We start from the raw sequence: 20,250 nt of genomic DNA on the forward strand, positions 1-20,250 counted from the left end.
GAAGAAATGAGTCCTGGAGAGCAATCACGGTTGAGATTTTAGTTCAATCCCCGATTTTCATCCATCTGTGGAGTCAATTCTAAAATCTTTAATCTAAAAATCTAAAATCTAAAATCTAAAATCTAAAATCGCCGGGCCGTGTACCCAAAGTGATTTTTCAACTGCATCAGGAAACCCGATATGTGCGATAAACTATCTATTTGACCACTCCTAAAAGAGGTTTCCGATAAGATGAGTTCCCCAGCCACCGCTGCTTTCTCCGATCTCGATCCGCTATCGACTCACTCGCCAACAGTCACGAGTTTGGCGACACCAGACAGTGCTTTGGTAACGGCGGCTCAACTGCCACAAGAATCTTGGACAATAGAAGATAGTGAGAAACTCTACCGAATTCAAGGTTGGGGCGAACCGTATTTTTCGATCAATGCAGCCGGTCACGTTACAGTGTCTCCCAAGGGCGATCGCGGCGGTTCCCTCGACTTGTGCGAACTGGTAGAATCCCTGAAACAGCGAAATTTGGCTTTGCCCCTGCTGATTCGATTTTCTGATATTTTGGAAGACCGGATCGAGCGCTTAAATTCGTGTTTTGCCAGAGCGATCGCTCGGTACAATTACAAAAATGTCTATCGGGGTGTCTTTCCAGTTAAATGCAACCAGCACCGACAATTAATTGAAGATTTGGTGCGTTTCGGTCAACCCCATCACTTCGGGCTCGAAGCCGGCTCCAAACCGGAATTAATGATAGCTTTGGCGACCTTAAAAAACCCAGGCGCTTTGTTAATTTGTAATGGTTACAAAGACCGCGAATACATCGAAACTGCTATTTTGGCGCAGCGGCTAGGGCAAACTTCCGTAATTGTACTGGAGCAAATAGAGGAAGTAGAACTCGCAATTGCCGCGAGCAAAGCATTAGGAATTAAACCGATTTTGGGAGTGCGAGCAAAACTCACTACCAAAGGCGTTGGCCGCTGGGGAGGTTCCACGGGCGATCGGGCAAAATTTGGCTTGACAATTCCTGAAATTATCCGTGCAGTCGGCGAACTAGAAAAAGCTGGAATGCTCGATTGTTTGCAGTTATTGCACTTCCACATCGGCTCTCAAATTTCCTCAATTAGTGTCATCAAAGACGCCATTCGAGAAGCCAGCCACATTTATGTAGAATTAGCTAAATTGGGAGCTAATATGAACTACTTGGACGTAGGCGGTGGACTCGGCGTTGACTACGACGGGTCTAAAACAAACTTCCACGCTTCCAAAAACTACAATATGCAAAACTACGCTAACGACGTAGTAGCGGGAGTGAAAGATGCCTGCGACGAGCGCAAAATCCCGGTTCCAATTATCATTAGCGAAAGCGGGCGGGCGATCGCTTCTCACCAATCAGTGTTAGTTTTTGACGTACTCGGTACTAGCGATGTCCCCAGAGAAGTACCAGAACCAGTAGATGAAAACGCGCACCAAATTCCGCGCAATCTCTACGAAATTTACCAATCTATTAGTCCCGAAAATTACCAAGAAGTTTATCACGATGCTATCCAATTCAAGGAAGAAGCAGTCAGTTTATTTAACTTAGGCTATTTGGGAATTGCGGAACGGGCGAAAACCGAACAGTTGTACTGGGCTTGCTGTGATAAAATACAGGCGCTCGCGCGGCAAAAAGAATATGTATCGGAGGATTTGGAAGACTTAGAAAAGGTGATGGCGTCCATTTATTACATCAACTTATCTGTTTTCCAGTCAGTACCGGACAGTTGGGCAATTAACCAATTGTTCCCTATTATGCCAATTAACCGGCTCGACGAAGAACCAACTCAACGCGGGATTTTAGCCGATCTTACCTGCGACAGCGACGGCAAAATCGACCAATTTATTGATTTGCGAGATGTGAAGTCGGTTTTGGAACTGCATACTCTGAAACCTGGAGAACCTTACTATTTGGCGCTATTTTTGGGAGGTGCTTATCAAGAAATTATGGGCAACCTTCACAACTTATTCGGCGATGCTAATGCAGTTCACATTCAGCTAACACCTTCTGGCTATCATATCGAACACGTTGTGAAAGGAGACACTATGAAAGAAGTCCTCAGCTACGTACAGTATGATTCAGAAAATTTGGTTGAAAGCATCCGCCGTCAGACAGAAGCAGCTTTGCAGCAAAATAAAATTACTCTTTCCGAGGCCCAACTTTTGCTGCAAAATTACGAGCGGAGTCTCAGCCAATATACTTATCTTCAGTCTTAAAATGTAGGGTAGAACCTAAGCACATTACAAGAATTAAAAGCTGAGATCATCAATGTAAAAGTAGGGTGCGCCTAGCGCACCTTACCTTGAGCAATTACCAATTATTCAGTACGGAGAATTTCTGCGATCGCCCGCCGCTCCTCTCCGTCTTGAGTCGGTAAAACTTGGCGAGCGTCAGTAATCAGCCAATCGAGAGCCGCCGCTTGCAAATCGATCGCAGCCCCGGTTTTATCAACGCAGTAGCGCCCGAACACCAGTTTGTCAACCAACCGCACCTCCGGGCCCAAACGGGAATACTCAAAAATCACGCTGTTTTCCACAGTGGCGCCACTGCAAAGCCAACAATTTGGGCCGATCATTGTCGGGCCGATAATTGTTGCTCCATCCTCAATGATCGTCATCCCGCCAATGTAAACAGGCCCAGTAATATCAACCTTATCCCAGTTAACAGCTACATTCAAACCAGCGTAAATGCCGGGGCGTACTTCAATTCCCGGAATCGAAACATTTTTAACTTGTCCCAGGAGCACGCTCTGAATTGCCCGCCAATAGTCAGGAACTTTGCCGATATCCACCCACTCAAAGTCCATGCTAATCCCGTAAAAAGGGGCGCCTTCTGCTACTAGCGCGGGGAATAACTGCGAACCGATATCGTATTCCTCACCCGAGGGGATGTAATCGAATATTTCCGGTTCAAAAATATAAATACCAGTGTTAATGTCGGTACTCAGAGCTTCCTCTACAGAAGGTTTTTCTTGGAAAGCTTTTATTTTGCCAGACTCGTCTGTTACCACCACTCCGTAACTGGGAACCTCCTCGCGGGAAACCGATTTCATAACAATAGTAGCGATCGCCCCTTTTTCGCGGTGCCACTTCACAGCAGCAGTCAAGTCCAAGTCAATCAAAGCGTCGCCGCACAGCACCACAAAAGTATCGTCAAAAAACGGCGAGAAGTCCTGAATTCGTTTCATGCCACCAGCCGAACCGAGAGCCTCTCCAATCATTTCTCCCTCCTCAATTCGCCCTTCAAAAGAATAGGCAATTTGTACCCCAAACTTTTGACCGTCGCGGAAGTAGTTTTCAATCACGTCTGCCAGGTGGGAAACATTGACCATAATTTCGTCAAATCCGTGCTGGCGGAGCAATTCGACCAAAAACTCCATCACTGGCTTTTGCAGGATGGGAATCATCGGTTTGGGTATTGTCTGAGTAATGGGACGGACGCGAGTGCCTTTACCGGCCGCCAGAATCATCGCTTTCATTATTAACTTCCTCAACCCTCTGTTAATTGATATAAACTCAACAATTAGATGCTAGCGGTTGCGATCGTTGAATCGATCGATCACAGCAAAATCCTGACCTGTTTATAGGCGCCATCGTACCAGGCTATCAATCATTTATTCCGAATTTACCTGGATTTAAGAAACCAGGTATCGGGAACCAGCAATAACTTCACACTCCCGCTCTCCGCATTCGGGACTCAGCAACAGAATGCCATAAAGCGAGATTCTACCTGGAATCTTAACCGACGCAGTGGCATAGTTATTAGTTTCCCCCGAGAACCTAATACCCTGCAAGCTCAAAGCGCGCGGATTTTGAGGTCTTGGTAAAACTCCTCTTGAAGCAACTCTACTTTAGACTGAGCCGATAGCAGCAACAACGCCCAAAAAATACCCACGCGGTCATGATTTGGCAAGTGAACTTCCTCAGTCGATACCGGGTGTTCTGGGTTGACAGGAGAGTGCAAATCGTTATGGTGCCAGAGCTCTAGCAATTTGTCCAAGTCCAGCCAACCTTCGTCAATTTCCGGACCCCGCTGAGCCAGAAACCGTTCGAGTTCACTAGCAGTTTCTACGAGATTTTCTTGGTGAGCTAGCTCAAAGATAGCCTGGGCCGCTTGCGATCGCATTTTTGAGGTAGGGCGACGCCGGGGGGTAACAGTCTGCTCCATTGCTGCTTTCATTAGCTGCAACTGCTCAATCAGTTCTGGGAGAGTCACCGGGCGTTTTTGCGGTAGTTGAGCTACACCGCGACGGCGCAATTGCCGCTCCAAATGCTGTGGCAAGTGTCGCCCTCCTGAGTGCTCTGCGTCTTCGAGTGTCGCCTCATCGGCCGAGTCGGGATTCGGGGGGGGTTCTGAGAGGACGATACTTTCTGCTTTGAGCAACACCAGCATTGAAGCGTACAAAAACGCTTGGCCGGAGTGGGACAAATCGGAGAAATCCTTACTCTGATCAGCATCGCAGGCGTTCGTAAGCTTGCTCAGACATTGATCGAACACTTCAATTACCTTAACGTCCCAAGGATCAATTTCTCCCCGTTCCGCTAGGTCAATTAAAATTGCGATCCCCTCGGAAATCGTTTCTAAGCCATTTTGGTCTCGGGAAACGGCCATTCGATTTTAGATTTTAGATTTTAGATTTTAGATTTTGCCTCTGAGAAAACGAGAGGGCATATCAAGTTAATTGGCGGTCATTTCAGCAGTTGTGCCCTCAATGGCTGCTATTTCTAAACTTATCGGTTCTGCACTTTCTAACAAAGGTTGTTTGGCTTCTACTTCTGCTTTATAGCGTTCGAGATCTTGTTCTAATTCCTGAATCCGCTGCTCTTTTTCGCGAACTTGGCGGAGCTGTTGGCGCGAGGCGAGGGTTCGCTGCATTCTCGACCACAGACTGAACAGCCACGCTAGTGTTGCCCCTAATCCGGTCGCTACAATTAGTTCTACGCACAGCGGAGCTTTAACTTGGACGCCTTGGATAACTTGAATCGCGACTGGCTGTGTATTTTCGATACTGAAAAATACTAGAGCCAAGCAAATCAGAAAGATGAAGAAGAAATTTAGCGCTCGCATTTTCTCTGTTCCTAATTCTCAATTCAGGTTAAGTAAATTCTTGACCATTTGTCAACTGTTTTTTGACAGATGTTATCATTTTTTTTGATAACATCAAATCGGGTCAATTAACCATAATATCCGGCGAGGGGCGGGTTTATTGGAGTTCTGAGAGTTGATTGAAGATATTGGTTAAGCTCTTGGGCCTCTAAATTGTATTTTTCGGCCGGGCGGGACGCCCACCCCAGAAGAAAGTTGATGTGTTTTGACATTGAAACTTAGATGCGCCTGAGCTTAAGCCGCCCCTCTAGGATATATCCTCTTTAGGTTTGACCGATGTTTTGCGGTTTCTTGCCGATTAAGAGTGCTGGCAATATTTTATATTTCAAAGCAATGCCCGCGGCTACAAATAAGGCAATAATCAGCGCCCCAATTCCTACGGGACTGGGAATCCAGAATATCGCCTCCAAATAGTTAACTTCTCCGGGTTTGAGCTTCCAAACTAACTGTTTTCCTTGCTGATAGGTTTCGGGAACCAGCGCACCGGCGGCTGTTTCAATACTTTCGGCGCCCCAAGGCGTGTTCAAGCTAAAGTCTAGCTCCAACAGTCCCCCCGGACTCAGCAGCAGACTGCCATTAGAAGAAAGCAGTGAAAGAGAGCGCAAATCCAATTCCAAACTCAACCGATTTCGCAGCACCAATAACAAATTATTCTGCTTGACACTAAGGTGAGATTCAAACTTGGGCAAATCTGTTTCTAGGGGACTTCCGGTTCGATATTTTGTGGTTGGTGCGATCGGATTGTAAAATTGGTTGAACTTGTCTTGCAACTCGGCTCCATTATTGAAAGGAATCTTCACTAGAACTTCTGTGGGGGAAAGCCGTTTAGTTTTTCCGTCCAGCAACCTCACCCGGCGTTCTACGCTTTTCAACCATTCTGCAACAGTTTCGCTGCTGAAGCTCGTCAACCTTTCCCCCAGTTTAATGTGCTGCACGATTTCGCCACGAGTTTGACTCTCAAAGTTAACCCCGACATCGTACTGAACACATCCAGTCACTAGAGTTAAAAGGCAAAAAACCAAAGGTAAAATAAAGAAAAAGTGCTTTTTCTTCTTCCGAGTTCCATCCTTGACATTTTGCTCTTTCATTGTACCTTTTTCCCTGTTTTTCCCTATTTGCATGAATTAGCCAAGCTTTGAATTTGCGGCACTGTTTCTGTGTTTTTATTTCCACGTCTGGACTTGCGAACCGCATACCAAAAACCCGGTTTAGGGGCTACCGAAGGGCGATTTCACAGATTCTTGGTGGCAGAAACCGGGTTTTTTTGATGTGAGTGCTAAGATTTTTCGAGCAACAGTATCAGCGTCACCTGGAATTAACCGCACTGAACTTATTGCCTCGAAGCTACACCCAACTGTTGAAACAGCATACTCGGCAAATAGGCTGCACCGCCTACCCATTCGGCTTCGCTACTCAAATCTGCCAAATTTTTAAATGCTTCAAAAATGCTGCCTGCCACCATTGTATTCTTGACGCGACCCACAATTTTGCCTTTTTCTACTTTATAGCCTAAGTCCAAATTGACAGAAAATTCGCCAGCTAACTGATTGGACTGACCGGCACCTAAAACCTGCTCTACTATTAGACCTTCGTCCATGCTAGCAATCAAGTCTTGAGTGGCGGTATTTCCGGGGGAAATGCAAAAGTTAGTCAAATCAGGGCCTGGGCGAGACAATCCGCCACGAAAACCGTTGCCGGTTGATTGTACACCGGCGCGAGCGGCCCATCTGCGATCCCAATAAAATCCGGTGACAGTACCTTTGTCTATCAAGACTTTGCGGGTGGTGGGTGTACCTTCGTCGTCAAAGGGACAAGCAGAAGGGCCTAAAGTGGGGTCTTCAAAAAAGGTAAAGCGTTCGTCAAATAAGGTTTCGCCGATTTTGTCGGCTAGGGGAGAGGCTTTTTGAACTACTGCTTGACCTGAAAGGATGGTATCAAAGAGGCCCCCGAGGGTGCTAGCGGCGGCTCTGGGGGTAAATAATACTGGGTAGGAACCGCTGGTGATGGTGGCTGAATGTTCGGCGAGGCGGTATTTTTCGAGGAGTGATTCGAGGATGCTGTTGGTGTCCAGGGGACGATCGCGCGCAACGTCGTAACTGTATGCTTGCATAAAGTCTTCTCCCTGTACCAAATTTCCCGCGATCGAGCCGCTGATTATTTGGCTGCTTCTTTCGGCATACAGGTCTTGCGTGGTGGCAATTTTCACGCGGCCACTGCGGACGTGAAAGCCGACATCTACCATAATATCGGGATTGTAGGCGTGAACTTGCTCAATCAGGTTTTTGCCGTTTTCGACTAATTCTTGAGTTGTGGGCGGAGTGTAGGTGGTTTCCGGGCCTTTTAGGTGGAAGTTGGAGGCGAGTTCAAATTCTGCGGGGTCGCCGATTTCGGCTGTTTGAATCGCTGCATCTACTAAATCGTCTATCCGCGTTAAATCTGTGGAACTAGCAAAACCGATTTTGCCTTTGTAAATTAGCCGGAGTGCTACGCCTTGCAGTGCTTTGGTTTGTAGGGATTTGAGACGATTGTTTTCAAATTCGATGGGGGTGTCTTGACTCGACAGGTAGTAGACTTCAGCCGCATCGGCGCGCTGAGAGGCCAATTTCAAAATCTGGTCTACGGTTGAATCGCTCACAATAATAGCCTTTGTGGTTTGGTCTTTTTTTTATTTTAGCAATTATCGCTATTCAACTTCTGACTCCTGCCTCATGCTCGATAATTAATCCGTGTATCCGTGTCAAAATCAGTGTCGTTCCTTACTTCTTCCTTTTCCTATAATTGTAATTCACACTGTTTAAAAACATAGTTAACGGCTGCAAACAGTCGCTCTAAGTCCTGAATTGTATAGAAAAATTTATTTTGAGTAAACATTTCTAATTTCAGCTTGCCAAACTGCCACATTGCGCCATTAGAAACAATACCAAAGATAGTTTGTTCGGGTTCATTGTTAAGTCGCTGCACGGCGATCATTTCTGCTAAGCACTGCCCCCATCCTTCATCAAATGTGCTCTCTTTCTTGGCTTCAACTAATATGAAATAGGGCTTGTCAAAAACTATTGTGCCGAGGGGGGAGCGCTTCGCCAATATATAATCTGGAATTCCTGACAGATTCTCATTATAGACTAAGGTTTGGTGACTCCAGAGGAGAAAATTACTGCGATAATTTTTCCACACTTCTTTTAATACAGGATAAATGATATTTTCACAAATGGCGATTTCCGAGTTGTCAAATACTCCGTCATTGAAAATCAATTCTAATTCATTCCGAAATACTTCGCTGACTGCAAATTCTGTTTCGAGAATGAAATTATCCCGTAGGCAATTAATTTGGAATTCTTTCGCGACCGCGCTGATGCTTTTATAGTTATTAAAAGGCATTGCTTAACTTCTCTCAGTAGGGGTAAGGTGCGCGGAGGCGCACCCTAGAGATAGAGTTTGTGCGAATGAAAAAATGATTAATAACTAATAAATAAGGCGCCTAAAATTAGCCCGATCGCAATTAACGCCACCCAGATAAACCTATTATCTTTCGTATTAACCTGACTCAAATCTACAGGCTCTGGTACGACTGGCTTGGGTTTAGCGTACTTGATATCAGCGTTTGGATTAGCTTGAAAACTGATTGATTGATTTTCATCTAAAGCTGCCAAATCAGGGATTTTCACCATCCATTCAGGAGGGATAGTGAGTTTGGGAGCTTCGAGAATGAACAGCAAGCGCTTTGCTTGTTGGCGGGTTTCTTGGCGGGGATGGCGGGTGAGCTTGCGGCAAAGCTCGATCGCCCTTTCTGTATTGCCAGAGGCTTCGTAGGCTGTCACTAGCCACATCTGTACCTCACCGCCCAACCGGGAATTTCGATCGACTAAACCGGTTGCTGTTTCTAAACTCTGCACAGCTTCAGCATACCGGCCACTCTCAAAAGCTACTTGCCCAGCTTGGTACTCAGTTTGAACAATTTCTAACTTTTCTGAAGTCACGAGCACCCACCCAATTCACAAATATTACTTCCCAAATTCCCCAAACACTAGAATTCGCTGTTTTGTTGCGACATACCCGACTCGTTGTCGCGTTTGGAACCCAGCAAGTCTAAATGGTCTACCTTAATTACCGGCTTCGAGCGATTTGAACCCGTATTGCGGTCTTGCCAGCGATCGAACTTCAAAGAGCCTGTTACGCCAATTAGAGAGCCTTTGCGAACGTAGTCAGCAGCAATCTGCGCTGTTTTGCCCCAGATTTCCAGATTGAACCAGTCTGGTTGATCGCTGTTCTTGGTTCTGCGGTTCACTGCCAGCGTCAAATTACACTTAACTGTACCCGACTCAAAATACTTCACGTCCGGGTCGCCGCCGACGCGGCCTACTAAAGTCACAACATTAAGACTCATAAACTTTTTTGGGAATGTGGTCGATCGGTGATGTAGTTAAACAGTCCACACGCGCATTAGCCTCCAAACTGAACTTGGAACAACGCTTGTGAGGCTTCATCCTGATTGTACACCCAGTTAGCAGAACATATTGATAGTGGATGATTGGCGAGTCTGCGCTCAACCTGAGCTCGACAATGTACATTTCTGACTAGACTCAGGATGAAAAACGTAATAGAATCCACCTCGGTTACACTTTTGTAACAACATTATTGCACACAATAGTATTTTAGTTTTTGGGGGGGGTACAAATCAGTGGGTCTTCTCAATCGATTTTCGTTATCTAGAGATATGGGTATCGACCTCGGTACTGCTAACACGCTCGTTTATGTATCGGGCAAAGGTATTGTTCTGCAGGAACCTTCTGTAGTGGCGATCGACCAAGATTTAAAAATACCGCTGGCTGTTGGAGAAGAAGCCAAAAAAATGCTCGGGCGCACGCCGGGGAATGTCATAGCACTGCGCCCGCTTCGCGACGGGGTAATTGCAGACTTCGATACGGCGGAACTGATGCTCAAGACTTTTATCCGCAGGGTTCACGAAGGCCGAAGCTTAGTTTCGCCGCGGATAATTATTGGCATCCCCAGCGGTGTCACCGGAGTGGAGAGGCGTGCTGTCATTGAGGCGGCGACTCAGGCCGGTGCTAGAGAAGTACGGTTAATTGATGAACCCATCGCTGCGGCGATCGGGGCTGGACTGCCTGTTGCTGAGGCCACTGGCAATATGATTATAGATATCGGCGGAGGTACGACGGAAGTTGCGGTTTTGAGTTTGCAAGGTACGGTGATCAGTGAGTCTGTGCGGGTAGCCGGCGACGAACTCAATGAGGCGATCGTCCAATACATGAAAAAAGTTCACAATTTGGTTATCGGCGAACGCACTGCTGAAGAAATTAAAATTCAGGTTGGTTCTGCATATCCAACTCCAGAGGATGACGATGTAATGATGGAAGTGCGCGGATTGCACTTACTGTCTGGTTTGCCGCGAACTGTTACTATCAAAGGCCCAGAAATTCGTGAAAGTATGTCGGAACCGCTTTCAGTAATTGTGGAAGCTGTCAAGCGTACTTTGGAACGCACTCCCCCGGAATTAGCAGCAGATATTATTGACAGGGGAATTATGCTGGCTGGTGGTGGCGCGCTGATGAAAGGTTTAGATACTCTGATCAGTCACGAAACAGGAATTGTCACTCACGTGGCAGCAGATCCTCTGTGCTGCGTGGTTTTGGGAACTGGTAGGGTATTGGAAAACAAACAGTTGGAACGGGTTTTCAGCGGGCAGTCGTCGCGTAATATGTAGTTAACAAATTTGGGATTGTGGATTTAGAAATACGGCTGCAATCTCAAATCTAAAATCCTGACTTAACAATTTTAGATTAGTGAAATTATGCTAAAAAATACATTCCGAAAGTGGTGGGATCTGCGGCTGCCAATTGCTCTTTTAGGTTTAGCTGTAACTGCCGCTTGGGGAGTTCGACAAACACAAGGTGCGGCAGTATTTGAAGTTTACAATTGGGTGACTCGTCCGTTTCACGCCAACGGCTCTGGGCAAGAGGAACTCATCTCGGCGCGCACTCAAGAACTGCAAGCGCAGCTATTAGAATTAGAAAATCAAAATCAGAAGCTAAAAGAGCTTTTAGGTTACGTTTCGCCTAAGAAACCTCAAGGAATTGTAGCTCCTATTGTCGGTCGCAGCGCGGACCACTGGTGGCAGCAAGTAACCTTGGGGCGTGGCAGTAACGATGGCATTAAAACAGATTTTACTGTGATGGGTCCCGGCGGTTTAGTAGGCAGGGTGGTCAGCGTTACTCCTAATACTAGCTTGGTGCTGTTAGTCAGCGACGCTACGAGTCAATTGGGTGTGGGAATTACCCGCAGTCGCCACATGGGTTTTATGCGCGGCAAAGGCGGAAATCAGGCTGTGATGGAGTTTTTTGAGAATGTTCCCAATGTCAAGCCTGGGGATGTGGTTTCAACTTCTTCTTACAGTCAGTTGTTCCCTCCTGGTTTGCCGGTCGGAAAAGTGGTTTCGGTGGATATGAATAAAACTCCGGCTCCAGAAGCTGTTGTTGAGTTCTCTGCACCGATGAATGCTCTGGAGTGGGCGGTGGTTTACCCCCACTCTAAGCAAGCCGAACCACAGGATTCGCAGAGCCAATCTTCTGCACCATCTGAGGGAGTACAGCAGCAATGAAAGCTTTATCTCGGATGTCTTCGCGATCGCGCCAATTTCTCAACTTCGCAGTTACATTTCTATCTGTGATGCTGTGCATACTGATATTGCCCACTCGGATGCCGGGAATGGAATTGCTGGGAATTGGACCGAACTGGCTGTTAATTTGGTTGGTAGCTTGGAGTATTAAGCGGAAACGTACAGTTTGGGGAGCTGCTAGCATGGGCTTGGTTTTAGGGTTTCTTCAAGATGCGATGACGGCTCCTCATCCCACCCATGCTGTCAGTCTAGTTGTTGTAGGAGTCTTAACAGTGGTTTTGCAAAAAACCTGGTCGATTCCGGTAGATATTGTTGAGAGAGATCCGATCCCGATCGCGCTAATTGTGTTTGGGATGGCGGTGGTAGCGGAAACCGTGATGGGGCTGCAATTTTTTACTATGGGCGATCGGGCTTTACTGGAAATTTGGAGCTATCACCAGCGAGTGGCTTTGTGTTCTGCTATTCTTAGCAGTCTTTGGGCTCCGGTGATTTATTTTCCGCTCAATCGTTTGTGGGAAATGACCAGGAATGTAGAAAAGCCTTAGTCAGCCATTAGTCATCAGCGATTGGTCATTAGTCAACAGTTAAGTATTAACTCATTACAGTTAACTGTAGTCATTCTACTATTACTTGTTGTCGGGAACCTAATAAGTGATGAACGGCAATAATCAAGTTGCTGAGAATGAAATTAGGCTGGTGCTTTTGGAGTTGATAGCGGCTGCGAATCCCGCAGGTAACGGCAATTGTAGGTATTCCCAATGCTTTTCCTGCGAGGATGTCTGCTTCTGTATCTCCGATCATCCAAGCCGAACCCAGCGATGACTCAAATTCTTCTGCAACTTCAGCCAACAATTCAGTTTTTAAGGCTGTATAGTTGTGATAGGCAGCATCGGCCATCTGAGTTCCGCGAATGCTGGTAAACAGTCTGGCTAAACCGTAATTTTGTAACAGTTGAACGGCTTGATTTCTCGGCCGCAGGGTGACTAAAATCAGCCGCACGCCGCGGGAGTGCAGAAGTCCGATCGCCCATTGCACTCCCGGCTGGATGCGATCTAAGTGCAACAAGTCTGGCTGATTGACAATCCGACTCACGCATCCGAGAAAAACGTGAATTTCTTCTCCCGACAAGCCGGAACTTTTGGCTATTTCAGCATCCGGCACTCGGTTTTGTTTCATTTGCCAAAACTGCTGTTTGCTGAGTATTTGAAGGTTGAGGTTGATTCCCCGATCAAGATAAGCTGCTTGAGTATCGGCTAATCCTTGTTTATAGGTGGCATAGTAGCGATCGGACACATCGACTATGGGCCCGTCTAAATCGCAAAATACCGTCATCCGGGGGGATGAGTCAGTCTCTGATGGTAGCTTGTACTGAAGGTTTTCGGAGTTTTGGGCGACAGCAGTTAACATAAAACGTTAAGTAAATCAAGGGAGCTATACATTTCTTGACTTTAGCAAAAATATTATAAGTTAGAATACATAATTTTAAATCATATTATTAAAAAAACCTATTAATTTTTTGAGGATTGGGCTCAATAAGGGCGATCGAGGCTGCGTGTGGATAAATTCAAGGGAAAAAGTGATTTTTGTGGCTGTTAATATGTGCTTTAGCCATTAAAGTTTAGAATTAAGTTTTTAGTCTTTTGTAATTTACCCATGCTCAAACAAAGCGATTTTGTTAGGAATTCGGACACTAATCGAGTAGAGGTGCTGTCCGAAGCACTGCCTTACATTCAACACTTTGCCGGTCGCACCATAGTCGTCAAATATGGCGGTGCGGCGATGAAAGATAGCAATCTCAAAGACAAGGTGGTTCGGGATATTGTGCTGCTAGCTTGCGTGGGGATGCGTCCGGTTGTGGTTCACGGCGGCGGCCCGGAAATTAATATTTGGCTGGAAAAATTAGGAATTGAGCCGCAATTTAAGGATGGTTTGCGGGTGACTGATGCGGCAACAATGGAAGTTGTGGAAATGGTTTTGGTGGGTAAAGTAAATAAGGAAATTGTTTCGTTAATCAACCAAGCTGGTGGCAAAGCCGTGGGACTGTGCGGCAAGGATGCCAATCTCATTCAAGCTCGTCCGGACGGTAGGGAAGGAATTGGGTTTGTAGGTGAAGTCAGCGGCGTGAAAATAAATATTTTGGAGTCCTTGGTAAACAGCGGTTATATTCCGGTGGTGTCGAGCGTGGCGGCGGATGAAAACGGCCAATCTTACAACATTAATGCTGACACGGTAGCTGGAGAAATTGCGGCTGGTTTGGGAGCGGAAAAGTTGATTTTGATGACTGATACGGCGGGAATTTTGGAGGATTATCACAACCCAGAGAGTCTGATTGCTAAGTTAGATATTCAGGAAGCGAGACAGTTGGTTGAGTCGGGAGTTGTGTCTGGGGGGATGATTCCGAAAGTTAATTGTTGTGTGCGGAGTTTGGCCCAGGGTGTGAATGGTGCTCACATTATTGATGGTAGAATTCCTCATGCTTTGCTGCAAGAAATATTTACGGATGCGGGGATTGGATCGATGATTGTGGCTTCTGAGTTTAGCAGCGCGAACTTAAAGCCTAAGTAAGGTGTAAATCCTAGCGTGGGGAGGGCGGGTGCGTGAAAGGGGTAAACTCGCTGCGATCGCGTATATCCTAACTAAACCTGCCCCTAAAAACCTTTAGAGGGTACTTCTGGGAAATTACTTCAACTAATTCTAAGCCTCCTTTGATTTTAGCTTTTTTTAAGCTATCATAAAAACCTTAAACTTGGGGATTTTGTTGCTATTCTCAAGCGTGTTTCCAATAGGCGATTAACGCTATTGGAATCGGAACACGCCTCTATTCCTAGTTTACCAGCCGAACTTGTGGGCACTCTTGTTAAAGTGTATGATAGGGGGAAAAATGTCAGTATTTAGTGGAGTTGGCTGATAGTCAAGGGATTGGATATGCTATGGCTATTTTGAAAGCCGAGGAGATTTTAGTTCTGCAGTAGCACCTCGCAGTTGCTTAGAAATGTGAGGGAAATAGAAGTTCGATAAGGGCGATCGCACTTTGGGAAAAAAGGGCGATCGTACTTTCTCTAAGTTTACTTAACTGGCTTCCAACTATCGAGAGATTGACGAATAGAACTTAATTGACTGAGGTACTCAATAAGCTTGGCTTTTTGATACTCAAGACGAGCTAGAATTTCCGGCGCTTCAGCTTCTTTCGTTTCCCGTTCCTTCAAAACGCGATCGAAGTCATTTTGAAACCTGTTGATGTAATCATTGATTTGCCGTTCTGCACTTCGGAAGTCAGTATCAACTTGTTGCTCAATCACCCGCACTAGGAGCACTTGGCTTCCCGAAACATTGTCATCAATTTTTTGTTTTATTTGCTCTACAGTTTGGCGCAAGTTAACTTGATAAATAGTAAGCTGGTCTTGAACTTCTATTGTTTTTTCAATAGGAACGTCTACCGTGTAAGTGTGATCGCCCTTACATAAACTATTTGATTTCTTTTTTCTGCTTTCCTTTTGAACCTCAGTTATCTTTTGAGTCCTGGTAAATACCTCTACTTGACGTTGAATCCCTGCATCAATGCCGGGAAAATCAAAGCTCGGAAACTGAATGGGGTTAATATTCAGTCTAACCTGTAAAGCATCACCCAAATAATTAGACAACTCATCAGATATTTTTTGAATATCTTCTTGAATCGTCGCGGCTAACTGCTCTCTGATGCTAGTACCCTCTCGAACTAGCTGATCTTGAGTATCTATCCACCAACTTTCAATACTTGGCGCACAAACCTCATTAATAGTTTTTAGGATTTTTTGAGCTTCAGTCTGAGTCTGACAACGGATAATGTATGGATCGAACTTTTCAGGTTTATCATCTTGGTCAGAGAGAAAACCATTGAAAGTGTCAGGAACAGTTTCACTCAGTTTATCCCATAGAGATGTGCTAAATTTGAATGCTTTACCTAATCCCTTACCAAAAACAGGGATAAATCCTAATACCGCTTCTCCAATTTCTCCCACTATTTGTCCCACGAAACGGATTTTTTCATCAATGTTTGGTCTTTGCTGGGGAGTAAGTTGAGTTTTTTTTGGCTTTGGAGAGTTGGCGGAACGAGACTCTGCAATTTTATCTATCTCACTGGCTATCTGAGCTTTAGCCTCATCAGCAAATGTGTTAATGCCTTGACTAAATCCTGAAATTAGTATTTGCTTCTGTTGCTCTACAGCTTTCTTTACAGATTCAATGTTAGCCCTCGCATTCTCAGAACGTCTTCTGTAGTCTTCTACTTTTTCTCTTAGGGCTTCAATACCCATTTCCCAACCCCTAATCTCTGTATTCTGAGTATCCTCAATTGCCTTAGCAGCTTTATCAAGTTCTGCCACAACCTCACTCAATAGATTCCAGCCGGAATTTTGAGTAATTCTTTGAATGACGGTTTCTTGAATGGTCGGGATACCGCTATCTGCTAGTGCTTGCGGCGCAATTTTTCGAGGTGCAGGAATAGTCTGCTCTCCTTCCTCATCTTCAGTAGCATACTGGGCGCTAAAGAATTTTTTGAAGTCTTTAGTTTGGTCTTTTGTAGCCTTTTCTTGCTGAATCAGCTTTGCTAAAAGCCCTTGTCTTGAACTAGCAGGGTAGATAACTGGATTGCGAAAACCAAAGTTAGCTAACTCTAGTTGCAAATCTTTGATGACCTCAGCAATTTCTCTGTCTCTCTCTGTCTTCTGGTCAATTTTATTCAGGATAAAATAAATTTTACCCGTGTTCTCAGCTATGAAGTCCTTGCGATTTTCGACAACATCCTTAAACAAATCGGAAACCGCATTATCTTTGTAGGAAGCGTAGTTTAAAATAAACAGAATGGCATTGCAGGTTCGCAGTGCTTCTAGTGCTGTCTGCTTCAGTGCATTTGTGTTAAAATTTGCCGAATCCCACTCATTAGGGCCGGGAGTATCAACGAGGGTAAAACCTGTTAGAGAAGATAATTTGCTAATTGCTTCAATTGGATGCTCTATCTCAAAGCGTATAGTGTTGTCAGGATTGCTTTTTTCTCGAATTTCACGGGTACGCAGCAGGAATGTTTGCTGAATTTCGCCCGCGTTACCCTCAACAAGAATGACTGGTTTTCTTTGTCCTTCTCGATACTCTAAAAGTCGGGGATTTTCGCCCGGTTTAATGTGTCGAACATCTGTACGGCAGATGGTACAGGCTGCCGTTTCACTCGCCAGAATGTCAGCACCGATGACAGAATTCAAGAAGGTGCTTTTCCCTGCTTTCATTGCTGCTATGACGGCTACTTGATACTTCTGATCTTGCAAACCCTTTAAAGCTTTGTTGATTTCATTTTCAATGCTTTGTAGCCCTTGACTTTCATTTCCCTGAGTGGCGAGTCCCTCTCGGAATTCTTTAAGATATTGTAAGAGCCGATCGCCTGTGTCGTAGATGCTGTTGTAGGCTGCTTGGAATTCTTGAGAAGACATAAATTAATAATGCTGAAGAAAAAAATTACACAAAGATAATTGCCTGACCATTTCAGTCGGTTGTAACCGACTTTAGTTATTAGCCAGGGACTTAAGTCCCTGGTGTGAGTCAAGCTCTAATCAGAAAAAGCCTTGCTGATCCCGTAAAATGCCAAACCTGCCAAGGCACCTACGGCTACACCAACGGGCCCAGCAGCAGCACCAATACCAGCACCTCCGCCAACGGCACCAACTGCCGTCAAACCAGAAGCAGCTACCACACCAGCACCCGCAACACCACCCACAACAGCGGAACCCGCAGCTTTCGCTATTTCATCACCTTTAGCCATTGGAATACCTCAGTGAAACGGACAAAAACTAACTCTTTGACTAACGAAAGTTAACTAAACAGGCAAAATTTGAAAGCTCGCGATCGCACTTTCCCGCTTTTCTAAGTATTTGCACTTAGACAATGAGTCGGTAATTTAATCCTAGACTACCTATTGTTAGCAAACAACTAACAAACGCTATCAACTTCCGTTATGCTATCGTTAGCCACATCTCAACACACCCAAAAATGGCATCGAAAGAAGACTTATTTGCCGAAGCAGCCAAACACTGGGACTTAGAAAGACTGTACCAAGCTTTTGCAGAAGCTAAACGGCAAATCTCTCCCCGATCACGAAGGGGACTAACAGAAACAGAAAAACTTTACCTGCGAGGATTGCTTTCCGGTTGCAGTCCCGCCGAAATCGCCCGCCAACTGTTTCAGAGTTCCAAAAGTGCAGAGGTTTATTTATGTAAAACTTTATACCAATATGTTAAAAAACTCGCAGATGTACCTAACGAACCTGTAGGAAATTGGCGCAATATTTGCGATCGGCTACAGGAAGCCGGATATAAAACTCAGTCTGCTCCTGAATTTAAAATAAATAATTCTGTACCTACAGAAGCATTAGTAAAAATAGTTGGTATAGGTGTGATTGAGAAAAATACAATATCAATTGATATTAACCTTCGACTAGAATTCCCCTCAACTTCAGAAGCTCCGAAAACAGAAGACTTGGATAAAGACGGTTAGAGGGGCGATCGCACTTGGGGACAGAAAGGGATCTCGCCCCTCCACTGAGAGGCAAAAATGTTAATAATCTTATAGCTGATAGTTTGAGAAGGAACTTTTTGATAAAATATCAAAATTAAAACTGCCTCACCCGCTTCGATTTTACCTAAAACAATCAAATTAGTCAAATTTATGTCTCGATTAAGTATCAGATCGCACAACAAAGCTCTGGGCTTTGTGCTGGGTTTATTAATTTTTGTCATTTTCATTCCCGGATGTTGGGCTTTAACAACTAATATTGCTCCCACAGCAGCACGGCAAGTAGATAACAAAGTAGCTGTGCGTGCAGATGTACAAAATACATCCAATTCTCGCTCTTCTTTAGGAGTTGGGCTTAATGGTATTGCTGACTACTCCACACAATTACCCTTTTTAGATGCTTTCAAATCTTCTAGAAGATGGATAACTCAATGCGTCAGCGGACAACCAAACTGTAAAGGTGAATGGGATACAGATGAGTATAATCTTTTAAATCTTGATGAAAATGGGTGGGTGAAGTCTCTCCCCTCGCCCGAAGATGCTCCTAAATATACTAGGGTAAGTACCCTATTACTTAGGGAAATCCCCAATCGCTATCCTTCAGGGCAATATATTGTTAGTTATGAGGGTGAAGGTGCGATCGAATATACCTTTGATGCCAAAAAAGATGAGGCTGCGTCGAAACCCGGGAGGGATATCATTAATGTGGATGCCACACAAGGCGGAGGCATAATGATTATAATTACTGCTACCGATCCCAAGAAAACAGGGAACTATATCCGCAACATTAAAGTTGTTCACTCCCAAGATGAACAGCTTTATCAAAGTGGTGAAATATTTAATCCGCTGTTTATAGACAAGATTAAAAAATTTAGAGTCTTGCGTTTTATGGACTGGATGGGGACAAATGGTTCAGAACAAAAAGACTGGTCAAACCGACCTAAACCAGAGAGTGTATCCTATTCTTACCGAGGAAATGTTCCCATAGAAGTTATGGTGAATTTATCTAACAAAGTCCAAGCAGAGCCCTGGTTTAATATCCCACATCAGGCTACAGATGAATATATGACTAACTTTGCTAAAATTGTCAAAGATACTTTAGATCCCAAGCTGAAAGTTAATGTAGAGTATTCTAATGAGGTTTGGAATTGGTCATTTCCACAGTCGCATTATGCTTTGAAACAAGGTAAAGCGAGGTGGGGAGATAAAGGCGATGCTTTTATGCAATGGCACGGAATGCGTACTGCTCAAATGTGCGATATCTGGAAAGGCGTCTTTGGGGATCAAAAGAATCGAGTTGTCTGCGTGTTAGGAACTCAAAGAGCTTGGAGAGAGTTAGGAAATTATGCTTTAGATTGTCCCTATTGGGTAGCTGAGGGCAATAAACCTTGTTATCAACACGGCATAGATGCCTATGCTATAGCGGGATATTTTAGTGGCAACTTGGGCGGGAAAGAAAGTGTCAGCGCAGTAGAATCTTGGTTGAATGACGCAGATGGCGGGTTTGGCAAAGCTTTTAAGCAATTAAGAGAGGGCGGGTTAATCCCGGGAGCCAATGATAGTTTGCCCGATGTGGAGAAGGACTTTAAGTATTTCTTAGAGGTGGCTCAAAAAAAAGGTCTCAAGTTATTTGTTTACGAGGGGGGTCAACATATTGTAGGTATTGAAGGAGTTCAGGATAACGAAAAACTGACCAAGTTTTTTATGGAATTAAATAGGCGTCCAGAAATGTATGATATGTACACTCAATTACTGAATAGTTGGAAACAAGCTGGAGGCACTCTTTTCCTGCACTTTGTGGATGTGAGTTCATTTACTAAGTGGGGAAGTTGGGGGGCTTTGGAGTATGTGGCACAAAAGGGTTCGCCTAAGTATGATGCTTTGATGGATTTTATTGATAAGAATCCTTGCTGGTGGGATGGGTGTGCTCTTGAGGGATGATGAGGAA

The 20,250-nt window shown here is 44.9% G+C and carries 18 protein-coding genes and 1 pseudogene; 8 read left to right on the forward strand and 11 right to left on the reverse strand.

Annotation, left to right across the window (positions count from 1 at the left end):
• Positions 1–231 precede the first annotated feature (231 nt).
• Entirely contained in the window at positions 232–2,241 is a 2,010-nt protein-coding gene (locus tag D0A34_21870; protein UNU21136.1) for a biosynthetic arginine decarboxylase, read from the forward strand.
• Between the two features lie 101 nt (positions 2,242–2,342).
• Here the strand turns inward: D0A34_21870 and D0A34_21875 are convergent, their stop codons facing one another.
• The 8 genes from D0A34_21875 to D0A34_21910 all read right to left on the reverse strand — a co-directional run bounded on the left by D0A34_21875 (position 2,343) and on the right by D0A34_21910 (position 9,515).
• Entirely contained in the window at positions 2,343–3,503 is a 1,161-nt protein-coding gene (locus D0A34_21875; protein ID UNU21137.1) for an NDP-sugar synthase, read from the reverse strand.
• A gap of 317 nt (positions 3,504–3,820) precedes the next feature.
• Complete coding sequence (locus D0A34_21880) at positions 3,821–4,636, reverse strand: segregation/condensation protein A (protein UNU21138.1); 816 nt, start codon at positions 4,634–4,636, stop codon at positions 3,821–3,823.
• A 66-nt stretch (positions 4,637–4,702) separates the two neighbouring features.
• A complete protein-coding gene (locus D0A34_21885; GenBank protein UNU21139.1) occupies positions 4,703–5,092 on the reverse strand; it encodes a LapA family protein in 390 nt (129 codons plus the stop codon).
• Positions 5,093–5,394: 302 nt separating this feature from the next.
• On the reverse strand, positions 5,395–6,219 hold the full coding sequence (locus D0A34_21890) for a DUF3153 domain-containing protein (GenBank protein ID UNU22408.1): 825 nt from the start codon (positions 6,217–6,219) through the stop codon (positions 5,395–5,397).
• Between the two features lie 242 nt (positions 6,220–6,461).
• Positions 6,462–7,766: a TldD/PmbA family protein gene (locus D0A34_21895; protein UNU21140.1), complete on the reverse strand. Its 1,305-nt coding sequence runs from the start codon at positions 7,764–7,766 to the stop codon at positions 6,462–6,464.
• Positions 7,767–7,903: 137 nt separating this feature from the next.
• Positions 7,904–8,509: a hypothetical protein gene (locus tag D0A34_21900; protein ID UNU21141.1), complete on the reverse strand. Its 606-nt coding sequence runs from the start codon at positions 8,507–8,509 to the stop codon at positions 7,904–7,906.
• A gap of 77 nt (positions 8,510–8,586) precedes the next feature.
• Positions 8,587–9,108 (reverse strand): tetratricopeptide repeat protein, encoded by a 522-nt coding sequence (locus tag D0A34_21905; GenBank protein UNU22409.1) that lies wholly within the window; start codon positions 9,106–9,108, stop codon positions 8,587–8,589.
• A gap of 47 nt (positions 9,109–9,155) precedes the next feature.
• The gene (locus D0A34_21910; protein UNU21142.1) at positions 9,156–9,515 is read right to left on the reverse strand and encodes a single-stranded DNA-binding protein; all 360 of its coding nucleotides are present in this window, start codon (positions 9,513–9,515) and stop codon (positions 9,156–9,158) included.
• A gap of 330 nt (positions 9,516–9,845) precedes the next feature.
• Here D0A34_21910 and D0A34_21915 point away from each other — a divergent pair, with 330 nt between their 5' ends.
• The 3 genes from D0A34_21915 (at position 9,846) to mreD (ending at position 12,310) form a co-directional block, all read left to right on the forward strand.
• Positions 9,846–10,853, forward strand: coding sequence for a rod shape-determining protein (locus D0A34_21915; protein ID UNU21143.1), 1,008 nt, complete (start codon positions 9,846–9,848; stop codon positions 10,851–10,853).
• An 87-nt stretch (positions 10,854–10,940) separates the two neighbouring features.
• Positions 10,941–11,747, forward strand: coding sequence for a rod shape-determining protein MreC (gene mreC / locus D0A34_21920; GenBank protein ID UNU21144.1), 807 nt, complete (start codon positions 10,941–10,943; stop codon positions 11,745–11,747).
• Between the two features lie 14 nt (positions 11,748–11,761).
• On the forward strand, positions 11,762–12,310 hold the full coding sequence (gene mreD / locus D0A34_21925) for a rod shape-determining protein MreD (GenBank protein ID UNU22410.1): 549 nt from the start codon (positions 11,762–11,764) through the stop codon (positions 12,308–12,310).
• A 70-nt stretch (positions 12,311–12,380) separates the two neighbouring features.
• Here the strand turns inward: mreD and D0A34_21930 are convergent, their stop codons facing one another.
• Complete coding sequence (locus D0A34_21930) at positions 12,381–13,172, reverse strand: HAD family hydrolase (GenBank protein ID UNU21145.1); 792 nt, start codon at positions 13,170–13,172, stop codon at positions 12,381–12,383.
• Between the two features lie 246 nt (positions 13,173–13,418).
• Here D0A34_21930 and argB point away from each other — a divergent pair, with 246 nt between their 5' ends.
• Together argB and D0A34_21940 are read left to right on the forward strand one after the other, a co-directional pair.
• Entirely contained in the window at positions 13,419–14,330 is a 912-nt protein-coding gene (argB, locus tag D0A34_21935) for an acetylglutamate kinase (GenBank protein ID UNU21146.1), read from the forward strand.
• Positions 14,331–14,528: 198 nt separating this feature from the next.
• Positions 14,529–14,737 (forward strand): annotated as a pseudogene (locus D0A34_21940) (DUF4926 domain-containing protein).
• A 93-nt stretch (positions 14,738–14,830) separates the two neighbouring features.
• On the opposite strand, the gene D0A34_21945 reads toward D0A34_21940, so the two are convergent.
• Positions 14,831–17,224, reverse strand: coding sequence for a dynamin family protein (locus D0A34_21945; GenBank protein UNU21147.1), 2,394 nt, complete (start codon positions 17,222–17,224; stop codon positions 14,831–14,833).
• A 116-nt stretch (positions 17,225–17,340) separates the two neighbouring features.
• On the reverse strand, positions 17,341–17,553 hold the full coding sequence (locus D0A34_21950; GenBank protein UNU21148.1) for a hypothetical protein: 213 nt from the start codon (positions 17,551–17,553) through the stop codon (positions 17,341–17,343).
• 227 nt (positions 17,554–17,780) lie between these two features.
• Between D0A34_21950 and D0A34_21955 the strand changes: the two genes are divergently transcribed.
• Positions 17,781–18,284: a DNA-binding response regulator gene (locus tag D0A34_21955; protein ID UNU21149.1), complete on the forward strand. Its 504-nt coding sequence runs from the start codon at positions 17,781–17,783 to the stop codon at positions 18,282–18,284.
• Between the two features lie 171 nt (positions 18,285–18,455).
• A complete protein-coding gene (locus D0A34_21960; GenBank protein ID UNU21150.1) occupies positions 18,456–20,243 on the forward strand; it encodes a cellulose-binding protein in 1,788 nt (595 codons plus the stop codon).
• The last annotated feature ends 7 nt before the right edge of the window (positions 20,244–20,250 follow it).

Origin of the sequence: Microcoleus vaginatus PCC 9802, from assembly GCA_022701275.1 — a bacterium.
GTDB classification, from domain to species: Bacteria; Cyanobacteriota; Cyanobacteriia; order Cyanobacteriales; family Microcoleaceae; genus Microcoleus; species Microcoleus vaginatus_A.